18 protein-coding genes, 2 tRNA genes and 1 pseudogene are annotated in these 18,614 nt (G+C 74.8%); 8 read left to right on the top strand and 13 right to left on the bottom strand.

The genetic code is table 11. The features are described from left to right. Positions 1-120: 120 nt before the first annotated feature. Positions 121-194 (bottom strand) — tRNA-Pro (locus tag ACI79K_RS08495). Between the two features lie 49 nt (positions 195-243). Then, positions 244-1,698, bottom strand: coding sequence for an amidase (locus ACI79K_RS08490; protein WP_456599501.1), 1,455 nt, complete (start codon positions 1,696-1,698; stop codon positions 244-246). A gap of 146 nt (positions 1,699-1,844) precedes the next feature. Here ACI79K_RS08490 and ACI79K_RS08485 point away from each other — a divergent pair, with 146 nt between their 5' ends. The 3 genes from ACI79K_RS08485 to ACI79K_RS08475 all read left to right on the top strand — a co-directional run bounded on the left by ACI79K_RS08485 (position 1,845) and on the right by ACI79K_RS08475 (position 4,945). Continuing rightward, a complete protein-coding gene (locus ACI79K_RS08485) occupies positions 1,845-3,779 on the top strand; it encodes an alpha/beta hydrolase (RefSeq protein ID WP_456599500.1) in 1,935 nt (644 codons plus the stop codon). 336 nt (positions 3,780-4,115) lie between these two features. Further along, complete coding sequence (locus ACI79K_RS08480; RefSeq protein ID WP_456587616.1) at positions 4,116-4,403, top strand: helix-turn-helix transcriptional regulator; 288 nt, start codon at positions 4,116-4,118, stop codon at positions 4,401-4,403. Next, on the top strand, positions 4,400-4,945 hold the full coding sequence (locus tag ACI79K_RS08475) for a hypothetical protein (RefSeq protein WP_456599499.1): 546 nt from the start codon (positions 4,400-4,402) through the stop codon (positions 4,943-4,945). The genes ACI79K_RS08480 and ACI79K_RS08475 overlap by 4 nt, the downstream gene beginning before the upstream one ends. Before the next feature lie 110 nt (positions 4,946-5,055). Here ACI79K_RS08475 and ACI79K_RS08470 read toward each other — a convergent pair whose 3' ends face one another. After that, positions 5,056-5,205 (bottom strand): hypothetical protein, encoded by a 150-nt coding sequence (locus ACI79K_RS08470; protein WP_456587813.1) that lies wholly within the window; start codon positions 5,203-5,205, stop codon positions 5,056-5,058. Between the two features lie 106 nt (positions 5,206-5,311). Here ACI79K_RS08470 and ACI79K_RS08465 point away from each other — a divergent pair, with 106 nt between their 5' ends. Then, entirely contained in the window at positions 5,312-5,698 is a 387-nt protein-coding gene (locus ACI79K_RS08465; protein ID WP_456587618.1) for a hypothetical protein, read from the top strand. Positions 5,699-5,707: 9 nt separating this feature from the next. On the opposite strand, the gene ACI79K_RS08460 is transcribed toward ACI79K_RS08465, so the two are convergent. Beyond that, positions 5,708-6,403, bottom strand: a complete 696-nt coding sequence (locus ACI79K_RS08460; RefSeq protein WP_456599498.1) for a DUF2306 domain-containing protein — start codon at positions 6,401-6,403, stop codon at positions 5,708-5,710. Positions 6,404-6,732: 329 nt separating this feature from the next. Between ACI79K_RS08460 and ACI79K_RS08455 the strand changes: the two genes are divergently transcribed. Next, the gene (locus ACI79K_RS08455; protein WP_456599497.1) at positions 6,733-7,602 is read left to right on the top strand and encodes an alpha/beta fold hydrolase; all 870 of its coding nucleotides are present in this window, start codon (positions 6,733-6,735) and stop codon (positions 7,600-7,602) included. A gap of 236 nt (positions 7,603-7,838) precedes the next feature. On the opposite strand, the gene ACI79K_RS08450 is transcribed toward ACI79K_RS08455, so the two are convergent. Next, positions 7,839-8,498, bottom strand: a complete 660-nt coding sequence (locus ACI79K_RS08450; RefSeq protein ID WP_456587621.1) for a response regulator — start codon at positions 8,496-8,498, stop codon at positions 7,839-7,841. Further along, entirely contained in the window at positions 8,495-9,616 is a 1,122-nt protein-coding gene (locus ACI79K_RS08445) for a sensor histidine kinase (RefSeq protein WP_456599496.1), read from the bottom strand. Before ACI79K_RS08445 ends, ACI79K_RS08450 begins: the two co-directional genes overlap by 4 nt. An 82-nt stretch (positions 9,617-9,698) precedes the next feature. Between ACI79K_RS08445 and ACI79K_RS08440 the strand changes: the two genes are divergently transcribed. After that, complete coding sequence (locus ACI79K_RS08440) at positions 9,699-10,679, top strand: patatin-like phospholipase family protein (RefSeq protein ID WP_456599495.1); 981 nt, start codon at positions 9,699-9,701, stop codon at positions 10,677-10,679. Here ACI79K_RS08440 and ACI79K_RS08435 read toward each other — a convergent pair. The 3 genes from ACI79K_RS08435 to ACI79K_RS08425 are packed head-to-tail and all read right to left on the bottom strand — an operon-like array spanning position 10,656 to position 13,611. Next, on the bottom strand, positions 10,656-11,384 hold the full coding sequence (locus ACI79K_RS08435) for a GDSL-type esterase/lipase family protein (protein ID WP_456599494.1): 729 nt from the start codon (positions 11,382-11,384) through the stop codon (positions 10,656-10,658). The genes ACI79K_RS08440 and ACI79K_RS08435 overlap by 24 nt on opposite strands. After that, on the bottom strand, positions 11,381-12,487 hold the full coding sequence (locus ACI79K_RS08430; protein WP_456599493.1) for a glycosyltransferase: 1,107 nt from the start codon (positions 12,485-12,487) through the stop codon (positions 11,381-11,383). The genes ACI79K_RS08435 and ACI79K_RS08430 overlap by 4 nt, the downstream gene beginning before the upstream one ends. Beyond that, a complete protein-coding gene (locus ACI79K_RS08425) occupies positions 12,484-13,611 on the bottom strand; it encodes a glycosyltransferase family 4 protein (protein WP_456599492.1) in 1,128 nt (375 codons plus the stop codon). The genes ACI79K_RS08430 and ACI79K_RS08425 overlap by 4 nt, the downstream gene beginning before the upstream one ends. 166 nt (positions 13,612-13,777) lie before the next feature. Between ACI79K_RS08425 and ACI79K_RS08420 the strand changes: the two genes are divergently transcribed. Both ACI79K_RS08420 and ACI79K_RS08415 read left to right on the top strand, forming a co-directional pair. Continuing rightward, positions 13,778-13,851, top strand: a tRNA-Gly gene (locus tag ACI79K_RS08420). Between the two features lie 292 nt (positions 13,852-14,143). Further along, a pseudogene (locus ACI79K_RS08415) lies at positions 14,144-14,476 on the top strand (transposase); the annotation flags it as partial. Between the two features lie 275 nt (positions 14,477-14,751). Here ACI79K_RS08415 and ACI79K_RS08410 read toward each other — a convergent pair. Genes ACI79K_RS08410 through ACI79K_RS08395 form a run of 4 tightly spaced genes read right to left on the bottom strand, consistent with a single transcriptional unit; the run spans position 14,752 to position 18,542 of the window. Next, positions 14,752-15,057 carry a UBP-type zinc finger domain-containing protein gene (locus ACI79K_RS08410; RefSeq protein WP_456599491.1) on the bottom strand — a complete coding sequence of 102 codons (306 nt, stop codon included), beginning with the start codon at positions 15,055-15,057 and terminating at the stop codon, positions 14,752-14,754. A 31-nt stretch (positions 15,058-15,088) separates the two neighbouring features. Continuing rightward, a complete protein-coding gene (locus tag ACI79K_RS08405; RefSeq protein WP_456599490.1) occupies positions 15,089-16,507 on the bottom strand; it encodes an ATP-binding protein in 1,419 nt (472 codons plus the stop codon). Next, complete coding sequence (locus tag ACI79K_RS08400; protein ID WP_456599489.1) at positions 16,504-18,216, bottom strand: FAD-dependent oxidoreductase; 1,713 nt, start codon at positions 18,214-18,216, stop codon at positions 16,504-16,506. The genes ACI79K_RS08405 and ACI79K_RS08400 overlap by 4 nt, the downstream gene beginning before the upstream one ends. Further along, on the bottom strand, positions 18,213-18,542 hold the full coding sequence (locus tag ACI79K_RS08395) for a hypothetical protein (RefSeq protein WP_456587643.1): 330 nt from the start codon (positions 18,540-18,542) through the stop codon (positions 18,213-18,215). Before ACI79K_RS08395 ends, ACI79K_RS08400 begins: the two co-directional genes overlap by 4 nt. Positions 18,543-18,614 lie beyond the last annotated feature (72 nt).

The following is an 18,614-nucleotide window of genomic DNA, read 5'->3' as shown; positions in this document are numbered from 1 at the left end:
CCTCGGTGAGACAGTGGTGTGCAGGCGGCCACGACGACGGTGGCGCCGGGTCGACCCCCGAGTCTAGAGACGTCCGGGGCACGCGCGCGGTGGCGGGATGCGGGCATCACGCTCGTCCGGTCGGGGTGACAGGATTTGAACCTGCGGCCCCCTGCTCCCAAAGCAGGTGCGCTACCAAGCTGCGCCACACCCCGTGGCCGCCCGAGTCTAGGCGTCGCCCGGCCGCCGGCCAGGGCTGGTCGGTCAGGCGGAGACCCGAGGACGGCGGTCGGCCCACGGCGCGGCCTGCTCGAGCGCGGCGGCCACCCGCACCAGCACGTCCTCCCGGCCGACGGCGGCGACCAGCTGGACGCCGACCGGCAGGCCCTCGTCGGTGCGGTGCAGGGGCAGGCTGATCGCCGGCTGACCGGTCACGTTGAACTGCGCGGTGCACGGCATGAGGCTGTTGATCCGCCGGCCCTCCTGCTTCGGCCCGGCCGCGGTGAACCAGCCGAGCTCCGGCGGCGGGGCGGCGATGGTCGGCGTCACCAGGAGGTCGAAGCCCTCCCCGCCCAGCTCCTGCGGCGCCCACCACCGGGCCATGCGGCGGGTCCAGGCGCCGAGCCAGGTGCGGGCGCCGAGATAGCCCTCGGCGGAGAGCTTCCGGGCGACGGCGCGGTACATGACGTTGCGCGGCTCGAGCTCGTCGTCCTGGATCGGCCGGCGCAGCGCCGAGCGCTCGAGCGCGGAGAGGGTGAGCGCGACGTCGGCGGCGATGGTGGTGGTGAAGAAGCGCGGGAACTGCGGGTCGAACATCGCCCCCGGCGTGCCGGGCCCGACGTCGCAGCCGAGGTCCGCGAGCAGCCGGCCGGCGTGCTCCACCGCGGCCCGGCACGCGGGGTCGTCGAGGTACTGCTCCCCCGGGTCGGCGTCGAGCAGCCCCACCCGCAGCCGGTCCACCGGCGCACCCACCTCGTCGGCCAGCGGCCGGGGCAGCGGCGGGGCGGCGTACGGATCGCCGGGCATGGGCCCGGCGATCGTGTCGAGGACGGCGGCCGTGTCCCGCACCGTGCGGGTGACGACGCCGTCGATGGTGGCGCCGGCCCAGCTCTCCCCCACCTCCGGCCCCTGGCTGACCCGGGCCCGCGTGGGCTTGAGCCCGACCAGCCCGCACTCCGATGCCGGGATGCGGATCGAGCCGCCGCCGTCGTTGGCGTGGGCGACCGGCACCAGTCCGGCGGCGACCGCCGCGGCCGACCCGCCGCTGGAGCCGCCGGTCGACCGGCTGGGGTCCCACGGGTTGCGGGCCGGTGGGTTGGCGGCCGGCTCGGTGGTGATCGTCGTCCCGAACTCGGGCACGTTGGTGCGGCCGAGGACGACGAAGCCCGCCGCGCGGAAGCGTTGCGCGAGGTGGCTGTCGACGCGCCAGCGCACGTCGGCGTCCCGCAGGAACGACGTCCCGTAGTGCGTGGCCTCGCCGGCGACGTGGCAGCCGAGGTCCTTGAGCAGCAGCGGCACACCGCGGAACGGGCCGTCCGGGAGCTCGCCGCGCGCCTCGGCGCGGGCGGCGTCGAACCGGTCGCGGACCACGGCGTCCAGCTGCGGGTTCACCCGCTCGATCCGCTCGATCGCGGCGTCGACGAGCTCGGCGGGGGTGGCCTGTCCGGTGCGGACCAGCTCGGCCTGCGCGGTGGCGTCCAGCCACGTGGTGTCCGTCACCCGGCGCACGCTAGCCGGACTGACCCCCGACTTTGTAGCGACGGTCGAGCAGGAGTCATGGAACCGGCCTGTGCTGCACCGCCTCGCGCAGTCGATGATGGGGTGCGCGTCCGGCGCGACCACCCCGGTGCACACGGAGAGGGCGAATGACGAGTCGTCGAGCAGCACTGCTGTTGGTTCCACTGCTGGCCGTCGGTGCCTGCACGAGCAGCGGCGACGACGACGCCGCGGGAGGTGACACGAGCCCCACCACGGCCGCCGAGGTCGAGATGGGCGCATGCGAGTTCGACGTGCCTGCGGGGGTGGAGATCGACTGCGGCACGCTGCCCGTCCCGGCCGACCGCGACGACCCCGGCTCCGGGGAGATCCAGCTCGCCTTCGGCATCGTCCGCAGCGACTCCGCCAGCCCGGCGGACGACCCCGTCGTCTACCTGTCGGGCGGGCCTGGCCAGAGCACGCTGGAGCTCGTGCCGCAGGGGTTCGGCCAGCTCTACGAGCCGCTCACCGCGAACCGGGACCTCGTGCTCGTCGACCAGCGCGGCACCGGGCTGACCGAACCGTCGCTGGCCTGCGACGAGTACAGCTCGTGGGTCCAGGAGTCACTCGGCTCCGACCTGCCCCCGGAGGAGCTGGAGGCCCAGGCCGTCGAGTCCCTGGAGGAGTGCCGCCAGCGCCTGGTCGACGAGGGCATCGACTTCGCCGACTACAACAGCGCCGCCTCGGCCGCCGACCTCGAGGACCTGCGCGTCGCTCTCGGCTACGACGAGTGGAACCTCTACGGGATCTCCTACGGCACGCGGCTGGCCCAGACCGTGATGCGCGACCACCCCGACGGCATCCGGTCGGTGGTGCTGGACGCCGCCTACCCGATCGACGCCGACCTCTACGAGGAGACCCCCGGCAACGCCGTCCGGGCGATGGAGGCCCTGTTCGCCACGTGCGCCGACGACGCCGGGTGCGCCGCGCAGTACCCCGAGCTCGAGCAGACGTTCCAGGGCCTGGTCGACGAGCTGAACGCCGCGCCGGCCCCGATCACCGTGGTCGACCCGACGAACGGGCAGCGCATCGAGGACGAGCTCGACGGGGACTCGCTGGTCGGCTTCCTCTTCCAGACCCTCTACTCCACGGAGCTGGTGCCGCACCTGCCGGAGATCATCGCCGCGGCGGACGACGGCGAGTTCGGAACGATCGGCCTGCTGCTCGGCGCGCTCTCCCAGCAGCTCGAGCTGGTCAGCATCGGGCAGCAGCTGGCCGTCCAGTGCCAGGAGGAGGTCGCCTTCGCCGCTGAGGAGGAGGTCGCCGCGGCTGCCGCCGAGCACCCGCTGGTGGAGGGCTTCTTCGAGGGCGCGCCGACGCTGGGCCCCGGCGTCTTCGATGTCTGCGCCTCGTGGGACGCCGGCGAGCCGGGCGCCGGCGCGAACGAGTCCGTGGCCAGCGACATCCCGGCGCTGGTGCTCGCCGGCGATCTGGACCCGATCACGCCGCCGCGGTGGGGCGAGGAGATCGCCGCGGAGCTGTCGAACAGCGTCTTCGTCCGGTTCCCCTTCACCGGGCACGGCGCGGTGCCCAGCCACGACTGCGCGGTGCAGATCGCCGAGGAGTTCCTGGACGATCCCCGGAGCGAGCCGGCGACCGACTGCGTCGACGACATCGAGCCACCGGCCTTCACCGCGGATGACGTCCAGATCGAGATGACGTCGTTCGAGAGCGAGGAGCTGGGCCTCACCGGGCAGCGGCCGAGCGGCTGGACCGAGGTGATCCCCGGGGTGTGGCAGGACTCGGTGCTGGTCTCCCTGACCCAGCAGGTCGTCCCCGGGGCGACCGCCGACCAGCTTCTCCAGCAGTTGGCGGCTCAGCTCGGCACCGACCAGCCACCCCAGCCGGTCGAGCAGCTGTCGACGGAGGCCGCCACCTGGGACCTCTACCAGCTGGAGGACCTCGGGCAGCGCGTCGAACTGGCGCTCGCCGACACCTCGGACGGCCTGCTGGTGGTCCAGCTGACGACCAGTCCGGCTCGGGCTGACGTCCATCGCGAGCAGGTCTTCCTGCCGGCCGTCGAAGCGCTGGCCCCGCAGTCCTGAGCCGGGCGCCCGGTCCCCCACCTGTCGGTCGGTGACGCCCGCGCTCCGCTCGTCGCGGACCTGAGGCAGGTCTCGCACGACGGGCGGAGATTCGGCCAGGCAGAGAGCCCGTTCGCCCCTCCGGCTGGATCCCGGTGACCACGACTGATCACGCGGAGGGCCCGAGATCGTGCCGGCGGCGATCCGCCGGCGCCTCCGCGACCGTCGACGACGTCGGCCAGGCGAGCGTCTACTGGGGCGCGCACCGGCCGCCAGCGGCGGTAGTTGGCGCGTCACAGCCCGAGACCCCACGTTGGCACGCTTGTCGATTCGTTGCGTATCCGCAACACTTCGTGCATGCCAAGCAAGAACGCGGTCGGTGAGGGTGGCAAGGGGCTGCACAACCGCCTCGCGGTGCTCCGCGCCGAGCGAGGCCTCAGCCGTCGGGAGCTCGCCGAGGCCGTGGGCATCAACTCTCAGACAGTCGGCTTCCTCGAGCGCGGCGACTACGGACCCTCGGTGGAGCTCGCCCTGCGCTTGGCCGGCTACTTCGACCTGCCGGTCGAGGCGATCTTCTCCCTCACCCCGTTCCCCGCCATGTCCGCGCAGCTCTACTCACCTCGCACGACAGGAGCGAACCCATGAGCACCTCCCGCCCCACCACGGCCCAGCGCAGCGCCGAGCTGCGCGCCGCGGCTCAGGCCCGCATGCAGCAGAAGCGCCAGCGCCCTCTACCCGGCTGGCTGGCCGCCCCCGGCCGGCGCCGCGCTCTGGCCCTGGTGCCTGCGATCATCTTCACCGTCGGGGTGGTCGCCGCCGTCCTCGCCGACACCCTCGGCCTCCTGCTCATGATGCTCGTAGCCGTCCTCGGCATGGCCGGCGTCCTCGTGCTGCGCCGGGCGACGCAGATGCTCGATGCCGCGCCCGAGGTCCTGCTCGACGAGCGTGAGATCAGCCAGCGCGACCGCGGGTACCGAGACGCCTTCCATCTGACGCTGGCCTTCTTGTTCGTGCTGTGGGTGCTGGCCATCGCGGACGGGGTCGCCACCAAGACCGGGACCACCGGCCTGTTCGACGGGGACGGTTGGATCTACCTCACCCTCGCGTCCTTCTTCACGATCTCCACGCTCCCCGCCGCGGCCCTGACCTGGCGCTGGCAGGCACCCCTGGACGACCAGGACGACTGACCGACACCGCACCCCGACCACAACCCATGGCCCGCTCCGCACGCGGGTTCTGGCCGAAGACCACGGCCGCCGACTGCTTCCCGCGTCTCCGCGCGATCGAAGGCGCACCGCTATCCGAAGGCAGGGTCGTCGGCGTGGATGTCGACCGCGGCGTTGATCAGGTGCGCGTCGTCCCAGTCGAGCTCGCCCTGCGCTTGGCCTGCCACCAGCTCTGCCTGCGCGGTGGCGCCCATCCAGGTGCCCGCGGTCGCACCGGGCACCGTAGCGGCGGCCTCCGGATCCGATCCGCGGGAGGCGTCGCCGGCCGTTAGCCTGCCGGGGAGCGCACGGGCGGTCGGAGCGCGCCCCAGGGACGGAGGCCTCGCGGTGGAGATCGACGACGACGGCCTCGGCCCGGCCACTCCCCCGCCGCCGCCGGAGTTCGGCGTGCTGCCCGCGGCCGCGGCGCTGGTGCGTCTCCCGTTCGACCTGGTGGTGCTGGTCGGCTACGCCGTGCGCGAGCTCCCGCTGCTGGTGCAGGACGTGCGCAGCACGGTCAACGACGTCGCCCGGCTGGTGCACCACGGCGAGCGGGGCGGCGCGCTGCAGGAGCTGCTCGACAGCCTCGCGCGCGCGGCCCGGGCGGACAGCGCGGGAGCGCTCACGCACCTGCTGCGGTCGGCCGGCGACCTGGCCGCGGTGCGGGCCGAGGTCGAGCGGCAGCGCCTCGTGCTCGGGGACGTCGATCCCGCCCAGGACCGCGGAGACGGCTGACGCCGCCGGTCACCCGAACTGCTCGACCGGCGCCGTCTGCAGGCCGGTCGCGGTGGGCAGCCGCCGGCCGGCCGGGCGACGGCGGATCAGCCACTCGGCGACCGCCAGGTTGATCAGCCAGCCGGCGCCCATGGTGAGGGCCTCGGCCGTCGGGCCCGGTGCGCCGGCCACGACCAGCCAGAAGCCGGCGGTGAACACCTGCGTGCCGGCGCCGAGCCCGAGGGCGTAGCCGCGCAGCATCCAGGCCCGGTGCCGGCGGATGTCGCGGCGCAGGACGGCGGTGACACCGAGAACGATGGCCACGGCCATCCCGGCCCCGGCGGCCGCACGGAAGACCGTGAGCAGCCCGCTGTCGGCGCCGGTGATCACGGCGGTGAGCCAGAGCCCGCTGAGTGCGGCGACGAGGCCGACCGGGGCGACGATCCGCCCGGTCACCCGATGCCAGCGGGGTCGGCGTCCCCGCGTGCCCGGCACGAACTGGAAGGCGCCGACCACGGTGAACACCAGCGCGCTCACGATGTGCACCACGAGCGGCACCGGCGCGGCCGCCGAGCGCGGCGGTTCGGGGAGCGCTGCCGCACCTCCGGAGAGCTCGATGAGCCGGGCGGCACCGGCGAGGAGTGGCACGAGGGCCAGGGCGATCAGGGCGGCGGGCACCAGCCACCGCCGCCGGGGGCGGGGCGTTGTCCGGAGTGCTGCGGTCATGCACCCGATCCTCGGGACGGCGCCGCCGCAGGTCATCGCCGGAAAGACCGGTTCCCGGGTCCTCCTTTGGTCGGAGCCTGTCGGCGAGCGTCAGGTTTGCGGCGTGCGAGCAACCAACTTGCGGCGGCGTCCGTGCGTGAGAACGCGGTGGCGAGCGTCCTCGATGGGCTTCGCGCCGTCCGGGTTCCCACCGGGGTGGCGCTGGTTTCATCCGAGGACCGCCAGAAGCGCACCCCGGGTCATCGACTGAACGTGCCGGTGCAGCTGGCACCCTGACTGGGCTCGTGGCGGTCGCCCCGAGCCACCGCCGTCGAAGGAACGCCACATCCATGCCCCGCCCCCTGTACCGCAGCGACACCGCCCACCAGGAGATCCGGGCGTGGTGCATCCGGCGCCTGACCGACTGGGACACCGCACACCAGCGGACCGCCGTGGACACCACACTGGGCCAGACCCATCTGCTCAGCGCCGGGAGCGGCGACACCACGGTGCTCTACCTGCCCGGAACCAACTTCAACGCAGCGACCAGCCTGCCGCTGCTGGCCGCGCTCGCCTCCGAGCACCGGGTCGTCGCCGCCGATGTGCCCGGGCAGCCCGGGCTCTCCGCCGGCGCCCGGCCCGGGGGTGACCGGATGGCCGCCTACGGCGCCTGGGTCGGCGAACTGGTCGAGCACCTGCGCACCGATCGCGCGGTGCTGATGGGCCACTCGCTGGGCGCTGCGATCGCCCTGGCTGCCCAGCCGGCCGGCGTCGCCGGACTGGTGCTGGTGGACCCCGCGGGGCTGGTCCGGCTGCGGGTGGGATCGGCGGTCCTCGCGGCTACGGTGCCCTGGCTGCTGCGGCCGACCCCGGCGCGCAGCGCCCGTCTGCTGCAGCACCTGCACGCTCCCACCCGGCGTCCTGCGGATGACGCCGTGGAGTGGATGACCCTGGTCGCCCGGGGCACTCGCACGGCCGGTGCACCAGGGCCCCTGCCGGCGGCGACGGTGCGGCGCTGGCGAGCAGTCCCCCGTCGGGTGCTCTCCGGAGAGAAGGACTGCTTCCTGCCGGTGCCGCGCCTGCGGGCCTCCGTACGCACCCAGCTCGACACCGAGGTCCAGCTGCTGCCCGACGCCGGGCACCTCGCCCCTGATGAGCAGCCGGAGCAGATCGTCGCAGCAGTGACGAGCCTCGTTCGGCGGGACGCCGGAGGCTGCTGACCGACCCACAGGGCGCAGGAAGCCGTTCTCCCGCACCGGCTCGCAGACCGGCCCGGGTCACCGAGGTGGCGCCATGCGGCGGGCTCCTGCCGGGGCGGAGACGGCGGCCGATGCCAGCTGGCGCCGCCCCGAGGCAGCGTTCTCACGCACGCGGTCACAGCTCGATGCACGCGGAGATTGCGGTCGCGCTTGCGCAAATGCGCAACTGACGCTCGCCGACAGAGCCGCCGGCCGGTCTACCGGCGCGGCACGCGCCGCGTCTCGTACGCCCAGATCGCGATCTCCACCCGGTTCCGCACGCCGAGCTTCGCCATGAGGCTGCCGACGTGCGTCTTCACCGTGCTCAGCGTGATGTGCAGCTCGCGGGCGATCTCGTCGTTCGACCGGCCGCGCGCGACGGCGGAGAGGACCTCCTCCTCCCGGTCGGTGAGCGGGTCGATCGGCTGGGCGGGCGAGGCGGCGGGGCCGGCGCCGGCGAAGGCGTCGAGCAGCCGGGCGGTGACGCTCGGGGCGATCAGCGCGTCCCCGCGGGCGGCGGCGTGCACGGCCTGGGACAGCAGGTCGGGCCCGGCGTCCTTGAGCAGGAAACCCCGGGCGCCGGCGCGCAGCGCGGCGTAGACGTACTCGTCGAGGTCGAAGGTCGTGATGACGACGACGGGGATCGGATCGGGAACGTCCGGGCCGGCGAGCCGGCGGGTGGCCTCGAGGCCGTCGGTGCCGGGCATGCGGATGTCGAGCAGGCAGACGTCGGGGCGCAGCCGGCGGGCCAGGTCGACGGCCGCCGCGCCGTCCGCGGCCTCGCCGACGACCTCGATGCCGGGCTGGGCGTCGAGGATCATCCGCAGGCCGGTGCGCACGATCTCCTGGTCGTCGGCGACGAGCACCCGCACGGTCACGCGGGCCCCCGCCGGGGCAGCTCGGCGCGGACGGTCCAGCCGCCGTCGGGCCTTGGGCCGGCGTCGAAGGTGCCGCCGAGCAGGGAGACGCGCTCGGCCATGCCGCGCAGGCCGAACCCGGGGGCGCCCGGCGCGGGCGCGCCGTCGCCGTCGTCGCTGACCAGCAGGTTCACCCGGGCATCGTCGACGATCACCCGGACGTCGACGCGGGTGGCGCGCCGGGCGTGCCGGCGCGCGTTGGTGACCGACTCCTGGGTCAGGCGGTAGACGGCGGCCGCCACGGACGGGGCGACGGCGTCCGCGTCGCCGGTCACCTGGACGTCGACGGGCAGGCCGTTCCCGTCGGCAAGGGGGGCCAGGTCGGCGAGCCCCGGGGTGGGCGCGAGCTCGGCGGGCCCGTCGCGGCGGAGCGCGCGGACCATGCCGCGCATCTCGGCGAGGGTGGTGGCCGCCTCCTTCTCGATGAGCTCGAGCGCGTCGACCGCGGCCTCCGGGCGCGTGGCCGCGGTGGCCAGCCCGGCCTGCGCGCGGACGGCGATCGCCGAGACGTGGTGGGCGACGGTGTCGTGCAGGTCGCGGGCGAGGTGCTCCCGCTCGCGCGAGGCGACCTGGTCGAGCTCGCGGGCCCGGGCACGCGCCCGGAAGCGGGCGGCCGCGCCGAGAGCCAACGAGGAGAGCAGGACGGCGGCGCCGCCGATGGCGTCGCCAGGTGTGGCCGAGCCGAGGATCAGCGAGACGACGGCGCCGGCCAGCAGGACGGCGAGCCCGGCCAGCGCCTGGGCGCCCGAGCCCCAGCGCACGACCGCGTACGGCAGCAGCAGCCCGAACGCGGCGGTGTACATGCCGTCGGGGTCGCCGGTGCCGGCGGCGAGCACGGCCAGCACGCCGAACCAGGCGATGAGCACGAGCACCGGCTGCGTGCGGCGCCAGAGCAGGAGCGGGGCGAGCGCGCAGAGGACGGCGACCTGCAGCCAGCGGGAGGGCAGGTCGGGCCGGAGCAGCCCCTCGAGCACGGCGGCGACCGGGACGAGGGCGGCCAGCAGCCAGTCCCGCCGGCTCCGGGCGGGGGCGTCCGGCGGCCTCGGCTCGCGCCAGACCGAGCGCAGCAGGGCGTTCACGCCGGTCACCGTACGAGCCCGGACGCCCCCCGTGATCACCCGGAAGTACGAGAGGACGGCGCCGATGGGGCACCATGGTCCGATGCCTCCCCGCACCCACGTCGTCCTCGGTGGCGGCGCCGCGATGGGAGCCTTCCAGGCCGGCAGCCTCCTGGCCCTGTTCGACGCCGGCATCCGGCCGGACGAGTTCCACGGCAGCTCCGTCGGCGCGCTCAACGCCGTCTTCCTCGCCGCCCGACCGGACGCCGCCCGGGCGCGCGAGCTGGCCGAGTGGTGGAGCGGGCCCGTGGCCGCGCAGCTGCTCCGGCCCACCTGGCCGGCACGGGTCCGCGGCGTCGCCCGGTCGGTCCGCCGCGAGGGCGCGCTGCTGGACGCCCGCCCGCTGCGCCGGCTCCTCGCCGGAGCGGTGCCCGTTCGCGACGTCGCCGATCTGGCCGCCCCGGTCACCGTGACCACGACGTGCCTGGACTGCGCGGCCGCCCGCCGGCACGACGCGGGGGCCGTCGAGGACGTGGTGGTCGCGAGCTGTGCGCTCCCCGGGCTGTTCCGCCCGGTCCGGCTGGGCGACGGCCACCGGCACGTCGACGCCGGCATCCTCGACGGGGTTCCCGTGGGGGCGGCGCTGGAGCGAGCCCGCCCCGGCGACCGGGTGCTCGTCCTCGACTGCGGGCTGTCCCCGGTGACCGGCCGCACGGACGTGTGCGCCGCCACCTCGGAGGTGCTCGCCGGGCAGGCGTGCGGCGTCCCCGTGGACCCGGACCTGGCGCCGTACGTCCCGCCGGTCGAGGGGGCCATCGGTGCCCTCGGCACCGTCCTGGAGGCGTTCACCGTGGCGCGGACCGTGGCGAACCGGGCCGCGGTCCGCGAGGCGCTGGACGACCCGCGCGTGCACGTGGTCCCGCACATCGCCGACGCGTGGGCGGCCGGGTTGCTCCCGGTGCTGCCGGAGGGCCCGCGCGACGCCACCCGGTCCGCCGAGCTGCTCGAGGCCGGCCGCGCTGTCACGCACCGGTGGCTGGCCGCGCAGACCTGGGCCGGATCAGCGGCGGCGCAGCATCGCTGAGGCCAGCGGCCTGCCGATGTCGCCCAGGTGCGTGGCGGCGTAGGGCACCCCGTGCCGGGCCGCCCACCAGGCCCGGGCACGACGCGAGGCCCCGCGGGGCGTCTCACCCTCGCCGATCGGGCCCACGGGGAGCCCGGCGCCCCGGAGGGCCTCCGCGGCGGCCGCCGCCATGCCGCAGTGCCCGGCGGGGCTCGGGTGGATGCGGTCGACCGACCAGCCGCCGGGGTCGGCCAGCACCGGCACCGCACCGAGGTCCACCACGTGCACCCCGTCCAGCGCGGCCGCCCGGTCGACGGCACCGTTCACGGCCGCGAGCCGCAGCCGGCACGCGGCCGCGATCCGCGCCGGGAGCGGCAGCAGCGAGACGGCGTCGTGCAGCCGGCCGACGACGACGGTGCCCGCCCGCTCCCGCAGCGCGGCGACCACGGTGAGCAGGTCGGCCGCTGCGCGCCCGGCGTCGAAGCCGGACCGGCCGACGTCGTTGAGGCCGACCAGGACGGTGGCGACGTCGACCCGGCCCGGGACCAGCGGCAGCTGGCGGTCGCGGACGTCGGCGACCCGCGCTCCCGGCTCGGCCAGCCGGACCAGCCGGCCGTCGGGGAACGCCCCGGCCAGCAGCGCCACCCACGTGGCGTCGGGGTCCACCCGGACGCCGACGCCCTCGCCGCAGGTGAAGCTGTCGCCCAGCGCGGTCACCACGGTCACGGCACACCGACCCGCGTGCCGTCGTGGACGGCGAGGAAGCCGCGCACCGTCCGCTCCCAGGAGAACTCCTCCGCCCGGGCACGGGCCGCCGTCCGCCGGACGTCCTCGGGAACGGCGAGCAGCTCCTGGACGGCGCCGGCGAGGGCCGCGGGACCCACCCCGGCGCGTCCCGCCCCGCCCACCACGCCGGGCAGCGCGGAGCGACCGTCCGCCACGACCGGTGTGCCGCAGGCGAGCGCCTCGAGGGCCGCCAGTCCGAAGGTCTCGATCGGCCCGGGGGCGAGCGCGACATCGGCGTCCGCCAGCAGACCGGCGAGACGGGCCCGGTCGGGCACGAAGCCGAGCCACTCGACCGGCAGGTCCCGCGTCGCCGCCTCGAGGTCACGCCGCATCGGCCCGTCCCCCGCGACGGTCAGGCGCGCCGGGATCCCCCGCGCGAGCAGCTCGCGCAGGGTCGCGACCGCCACCTCGGGGTGTTTCTCCCGCGAGAGCCGGCTGGCAAGGACGAGCGCGACCGGGTCGTGCGGCCGGCGACCGGGTCGCGGTGCCGTGCGGGCGGGGAACGTCGCGTGGTCGACGGCGAGCGGGATGATCTCCAGCCGCGGGGCGCCGAGGCGGACGAACTCCTCGGCCGCCCACGCCGTCGTGCAGACGACCGTGTCGAAGGTCCGCACCAGCCGGGCGTTGGAGCGATCGGCCAGGGCGTCCAGCCGCAGCGGAGCGGGCAGCCACTGGCCGAGCCAGCGGTCCAGCCGCTCGTGGCTGACGACGAGCGAGGGCACGCCCCGGGCGCGGGCCCAGCGGCCGAGGCCGCGCAGCGTCGTCCGGTCGTGCACCTCCACCGCGTCGGGCGCCACCCGCTCGAGCACCCGGCGGACGGCGGCCAGGTCGACCAGCAGGCGGTAGCCCGTGCCCCTAACCAGCGGCGCCCGCAGCGTCAGCCGGCGGCCCCACGGGGTGGCCGTCTCGGCGGCGGCGTCGCCGGGCACGACCTGCACCACCTCGTGCCCGTGGTCGGCGTAGCCCTCGGCCAGGTGCCGCAGGGTGGTGCGGAGCCCGCCGGAGGTGGGGGTGACGAAGTTGGCGACCTGGACGATCCTCACGCGGCGTCCCGCTGCTCGGCGCCGCGGACTTCGTCGATCACGTCGCGGTAGTGCCGGAGGAGCTCTCCGGTCACCGCCTCCCAGGTGCGCCCCTGCACCGACCGCCGGGCCTGACGGCCCATGCGGTCGCGGAGGTCCGGGTCGTCCCGCAGGGCCAGGACGCGGTCGGCCAGGCCGGCCGCGTCCCCGGGGCCGAAGAGCAGACCGTTCTCCCCCGGCTGCACGAGGTCGAGCAGCCCGCCGGCGGCCGGGGCCACGATCGGCAGCCCGCTGGCCAGGGCCTCCTGAGCGGCCTGGCAGAAGGTCTCGTGGGAGCCGGTGTGGACGAAGACGTCGAGGGAGGCGAAGGCGGCCGCCAGGTCGCCGCCCGACAGCAGGCCGGTGAAGACAGCCCTGCCGAGCCGGCGCTCCAGCTGCCGCCGTTGCGGCCCGTCGCCGACCACGACCAGGCGGATGCCGGGAACGTCCTGGAGCGCGTCCAGCAGGCCGACCTCCTTCTCGTGTGCCAGCCGGCCGACGTAGCCGACGACGAGCTCGCCCTCCGGCGCCCAGGCGCGGTGCAGCTCCGGGTTGCGACGGGACGGTGCGAAGCGCTCGAGGTCGACACCGCGCGCCCATCGCGCGACGCGGGGAACACCGTGCTCCTCGAGCTGGCGCACCGCGGCCCGGCTCGGCGCCAGGGTCCGGGAGGCGGACGCGTGCACCCTGGCGAGCCGCCGCCAGACAGCCGGCTCGGCGACCCCGAGCCGGTAACGGCCGGCGTACGCGGCCAGATCGGTCTGGTAGACGGCGATGGAGGGGATGCCCAGCTGAACAGCGGCGCTCGCCCCCTGTGCCCCCAGCACCGCCGGGGAGGCGAGATGGACGACGTCCGGCCGGAAGCTCCGGAAGGTGGCGGCCATCGCGGGGAAGGGCAGCGCGACCCGGAATCCGCGGTAGCCGGGGACGGAGCAGGACGGCGTCCTGACCACCGGGAACCCGGCCCACTCCGTCGGGCCGGGGCCCGGCGCGACGACCAGCGCCTGGTGCCCACCCCGGCGGAGCTGCTCGCACACCCGCACGACCGAGTTCGTGACGCCGTTGACCTGCGGGAGGAAGGACTCCGTCACGATCGCTATGCGCATACCCGGCAGGGTGCTGGAAGCCGAGCACCTATCCGGCGGCCTGCGGGGAGAGGTCTGCTGAACCCATCGGGAAGTCTCAGCAACAGGGCGGTGCCGGACGCCGCCGCGGCGGCGGGTGCGGTCACCAGGCGGGTCTCCGGGGGAGCTACGCTGTCCTGGCACCTCCGCGGGTGTAGCTCAATGGTAGAGCCCCAGCCTTCCAAGCTGGCCATGCCGGTTCGATCCCGGTCACCCGCTCCAGGCACTGACCAGCTCGTATACCCGTCTGTCCAGCTCAACTCGGCATCGGCGCCACTTTTGCGCCTCAGTGATCCGCCCCTTGTTGACCGCTGACGTCCGCTCTTGGCCGCTGCCTGAGGCACGCCTTAGGCGCCGAGGCATGGCGCCAGTAGCGAGGACGACGACTAGGACACACCTGCCGCGGCTGAACCATCAGCCGGTCGGACCGATGCGAGCATCTCAACGATGTGGGCGACGGCAGCGTCTCCGGCAGCGGCGACGGAGACCTCGGCGATCTTTGACGGCGCATACGCTGCCCAAGGTCGCCGAGCACCTCGAGGCCGCCCGAGCCGACGTGCTCGCCTTCACCGCCTTCCCCATGGAGGTCTGGCGGCAGATCTGGAGCAACAACCCCTCCGAGCGGCTCAACCGGGAGATCCGCCGGCGCACCGACGTGGTCGGCATCTTCCCCGACCGCGACTCGGTGATCCGCCTGGCCGGCGCCGTCCTCGCCGAGCAGCACGACGAATGGGCCGAAGGCCGCCGCTACCTCGGCCTCGACGTCCTCGCCCGCTGCCGAGTGCGCCCCGTCCCTGACAGAGACGACAGCGCCGAGGAGATGACCATGCCGGCGCTCAGCGCCTGACCAACATGAAGATCACGCGGTAGCCGTCACACACCACGCCACCGGGCTTGACCGCCTGGGCTTTCCCGGGGCTTGCCGCAGGACGCCGACCCCGCTAGGCGTTGAGGTGGATCGAACGATCGGTTCGCCCATTCGCGTGCGATCAGCGTCGGCGGAAAGCGGAGTTCGGTCGTCGCGCCGGTCACAGCCCTCGTACGGTGCATCTCGGCGTTGTCGGTCACGGTGATGCCCGGTCGGCTCCGTCCTGTGCGGGTTGCCTTCCGGGTGTGCGGTCCCTACGGGTGTGAGGGCGCCGGGGGTGCCCCGCGCAGCTCGAAGGCGATCCGGTCCGGATAGCACCAGAACCACTCCTCGCCCGGTTCGAACGACCGCACGAGGGGGTGGCCGGTACCGTCGGCGTGCGCGGTCGCGTGCCGGTTCGGGGAGGAATCGCAGCATCCGATGTGCCCACAACTGGCGCACATCCGCAGGTGCACCCACCGCCCACCGGAGCGCAGGCAGTCCTCGCAGCCCGGCGCGCTGGGGGTCACCCCCAGGTCGATGTCGTCCAGGTGAGGGCACCCACCGCCGGTCCCGCTCATCCGTCCCCCCCGCTCTCGTCGGTCCTGCGCGTCATGGCAGCCGCCGGTCGACCGGCAGGGTGACGGTGAACGTCGTGCCCTGTGGTCCGCTGCTGACGAGCAGCGTTCCGTCATGGTGGTCCTCGACGATCCGCCGTGCGCTGTCGAGCCCGAGCCCGCTGCCGGCCCCGGGCGGCTTGGTGGTGTAGAAGGCGTCGAACAGCCGCGGAAGGACGTCCTCCGGGATCCCCGGTCCGTCGTCGGTCACCTGCACCTGCACCTCGCCGTCCGCAGCGCGGGTGCGCAGCAGCACGGAGCCGCTGCCAGCGAGGGCGTCGGCGGCGTTGTCGAGGAGGTTCGTCCACACCTGGTTCAGCTCGGCCCCGTACGCGGTCACCCTCGGCAGCTCGGCGTCGTAGTCGCGCCGCACGGAGATGCCGGCGAGCTTGTGACCCAGCATCGTGACGGTGTTCTCCAGACCCTCGTGCACGTCGACCTCGTGGGCCGTCGGACCGCCGGGGTGGGCGTACCGCTTCACCGACGCGACGAGCGCCGAGATCGCCCCCGTGGACGAGGCGATGTCGTCCAGCAGCGACTCCGCCGCCAGCGCGTCCACCAGCCAGTCCAGTGCGCGCGCGCCGGGACCGCCATGGAGCTCCTCGACGATGCCGTGGACGCGCCGAGCGTCCAGCCCGGCCGCGACGAGTACGCCGGCGGCCTCGTCGGGCTCCGTGGCCCCGGCGGCAGCGAGGAGATCGCGCGCCGCGTCCTCCTCGTCGGCCCGCCCGAGGGCGCCCGTGCTGGCCCTCCCCCCGGTGGCCCGGACCGCCTCGTGCAGCTCGTGCAGCCGCTGGAGGCTCGTAGTGTCGGCTCCGGCCCTAACCAGCAGGAGGGGGTGGCGGCGCAGCGCGTCGACGTGCCGACGCAACTGGTCCGCGGCGCGCACGGCGGCGGTGGCGGGGTTGTTCAACTCGTGTGCTAGTCCCGCGGACAGGGCGCCGAGGCTCGCCAGGTGCTCGCGGCGCCGTACGGTCGCCTCGCTGGCGCGCACACCGGCGAACAGGCCGTCCAGCAGGTGCACCGCCATGGGCATGTGCGCGCGCACGAACGCGGCGAAGTCCGCTGCGGGCAACCGGAAGAAGCTGCTCGCCACCGTGGTGCGCATGGTCTGCACGTACGTCCGCTCGGCCCCGGGGACGAACGCGCGCATGGCCCCGCCGTAGGCGCCGCGCTGGGTGGTCGCGCTGATCGTCACCTCCTGGCCCGCGGCTCGCTGCGACAGGCGCACCCCGCCGTCGAGGAGCACGTGCAGGTGGTCGGCGGGGTCGCCCTCGCAGAAGACGAGCGCGCCGGTCGGGTACGTCCGGCGGTCACCGCGCCGGGCCAGCCAGCGCAGCTGGTCCTCGGCGAGTTCCTCGAACAGGAACAGCGTCCGCAGCTCCTCCACCGCGACGGTGGAGTGGCCGCTCACAGGTCCCCCAGGTACCGGTGGACGAGGTTCACGGCGAGGGCGCCCTCGCCGACGGCGGAGGCCACCCGTTTCACGGACGCCGCCCGTGCGTCGCCGGCGACGAAAACCCCCGGCACGCTCGACTCCAGCAGGTACGGCTGCCGGTCCGGCGTCCAGCCCGCCGGCGGACGTCCCTGTGCGCCCAGCAGCTCCGGACCCGTCAGGAGGAACCCCTTCGGGTCGCGCGCGAAGGCCTCCCCCAGCCACTCCGTGCGGGGAGCGGCGCCGATGTACACGAACAGCCACGAGGCGGGGACGGCCTCCACCACACCGGTCGCGTTGCAGCGCAGGTGCAGCCGCTCCAGGTGCTCGCCGCCCTCGGCTCGGGTGATCTCCGTACCGATGCGCACCTCGATGCGCTCCGACACCTCGATCCGCTGCACGAGGTACTCGCTCATGCTCCTGCGCAGTGAGCTGCCACGGACGAGGAGCACCACGCGCCCGGCGTGCCGGGCGAAGTGCAGCGCCGCCTGCCCGGCGGAGTTCGCCCCGCCCACCACGTACACCGTCTCCCCGGCACAGTCCGCCGCCTGGTGTGCGGCGGCGCCCTGGTGGACGCCCCTGCCGAGGAACGTCTCCATCCCGGGCGCCGGCAACGACGTGTAGGACACCCCGGTGGCCAGCACCACGGCGTGGCAGGCGACGGTGGAACCGTCGGCGAACTGCACGGTACGGCCCTCGCCGTGGGCCTCGACACCGGTGCACTCCACCGTCGTCAGGATCTCCACCCCGAACCTCAGCGCCTGGTGACGGGCACGTTCGGCGAGGTCCGCACCGGAGACACCTTGCGGGAACCCGAGGTAGTTCTCGATCCGGCTGCTCTGCCCCGCCTGCCCGCCAGTGGCGGACCGCTCCACCAGGAGGGTCCGCAGTCCCTCGCTGGCCGCGTACACCGCTGCGCCGAGCCCGGCCGGGCCACCACCGACGACGACGACGTCGTAGAAGGGCAGGCCCGCCGTCGTCGAGAGCCCGACCCGGCGCGCCAGGTCGGCGGGCCGGCACGCCGGGACCACCTCGCCGTCCGGCAGTAGCGCCACCGGGAGCTGCTCTGCACGTGGGGCGATGCAGGCGATGCGCAGGAGCCTCCCGGCCTCCGCGCCGTGCACGTCGTGGTACCGGTACGGGACTCCATTGCGCGTCAGGAACTCGCGGAGCTGCTGCGTCGGGGCCGACCACCGGTGGCCCACCACGGTGACCGCGACGGGGACACCCGGACGGACCTCGGCGGTCCACTGCGCGAGCAATTCGTCCAGCGGCGGGTACAGCCGTTCCTCCGGGGGGTCCCAGGGCTTGAGGAGGTAGCGGTCGAGGTCCACGTCGTTGATCGCCCGGATCGCGGCGTCGGTCTCCGCGTATGCCGTCAGCAGGACCCGCTTGGCGTCGGGGGCCAGGTCGAGGGATCTCTCCAGGAAGTCCACCCCCGTCATGCCCGGCATGCGGTGGTCGGCGAGCAGGAGCGCAACCCGGTCCCCGCGCAGCGCGAGCTTCTCGAGCACATCGAGGGCCTCCGCGCCCGAGCCGGTGCGCAGGACGCGGTAGGTCCCGGAGTAGCGCCGACGTAGGTCCCGGGTGATGGCGCGGCCCACCGCCGGGTCGTCGTCCACGCTGACGAGCACCGGGCGCGCGTCCGGTGCCGCACCGGTGGGCGGGGGCACGGGCAGGGCGGTCATCCGCCCACCTGCGGGCGCAGGGTCAGGACCTGGATCTCCCCGCCCTGCAGTTGCGCCGTCAGGCGGCCGCGGCCGTTGCGGCCTCCACCACCGATCTCCACGTCGGCTGCCGCGCCACCGGGCACCTCGGTGATCCCCAGCACGTGGAAGCGGGCGCGCACACCGATGACGGTGCGCAGGTTCCACTCCGCGATCTGCAGCAGCCCCTGGAAGAGGCGGCCGTCGTCGTCCACGACGGCGTCGGCGGCGAAGGAACCCAGGAACCCCTCGGTGTCCTCGGCGTTCGCTGCGTCGAGCAGGAGCCGGAGGCTGTCGAGGGCGGTCATGCGGCGAGCTTGCCCGGACCGGTGTGCGGGAGGGAGGCCCCCACAATCCCACCCTAGGCGTACTGGCGTTGC

The sequence above is a fragment of the Blastococcus sp. SYSU DS0616 genome, assembly GCF_054051015.1.
Note: the sequence above shows the minus strand (reverse complement) of the source record. Positions and strands in the feature narration are given on the sequence as shown.

Excerpts from the sequence above, each read along its gene's own strand:
- ACI79K_RS08455 (WP_456599497.1), top strand. The coding sequence starts at position 6,733 with ATGCCCCGCCCCCTGTACCGCAGCGACACCGCCCACCAGGAGATCCGG.
- ACI79K_RS08475 (WP_456599499.1), top strand. The coding sequence starts at position 4,400 with ATGAGCACCTCCCGCCCCACCACGGCCCAGCGCAGCGCCGAGCTGCGC.
- ACI79K_RS08485 (WP_456599500.1), top strand. The coding sequence starts at position 1,845 with ATGACGAGTCGTCGAGCAGCACTGCTGTTGGTTCCACTGCTGGCCGTC.
- ACI79K_RS08400 (WP_456599489.1), bottom strand. The coding sequence starts at position 18,216 with ATGACCGCCCTGCCCGTGCCCCCGCCCACCGGTGCGGCACCGGACGCG.
- ACI79K_RS08440 (WP_456599495.1), top strand. The coding sequence starts at position 9,699 with ATGCCTCCCCGCACCCACGTCGTCCTCGGTGGCGGCGCCGCGATGGGA.
- ACI79K_RS08410 (WP_456599491.1), bottom strand. The coding sequence starts at position 15,057 with ATGAGCGGGACCGGCGGTGGGTGCCCTCACCTGGACGACATCGACCTG.
- ACI79K_RS08480 (WP_456587616.1), top strand. The coding sequence starts at position 4,116 with ATGCCAAGCAAGAACGCGGTCGGTGAGGGTGGCAAGGGGCTGCACAAC.
- ACI79K_RS08395 (WP_456587643.1), bottom strand. The coding sequence starts at position 18,542 with ATGACCGCCCTCGACAGCCTCCGGCTCCTGCTCGACGCAGCGAACGCC.
- ACI79K_RS08460 (WP_456599498.1), bottom strand. The coding sequence starts at position 6,403 with ATGACCGCAGCACTCCGGACAACGCCCCGCCCCCGGCGGCGGTGGCTG.
- ACI79K_RS08425 (WP_456599492.1), bottom strand. The coding sequence starts at position 13,611 with ATGCGCATAGCGATCGTGACGGAGTCCTTCCTCCCGCAGGTCAACGGC.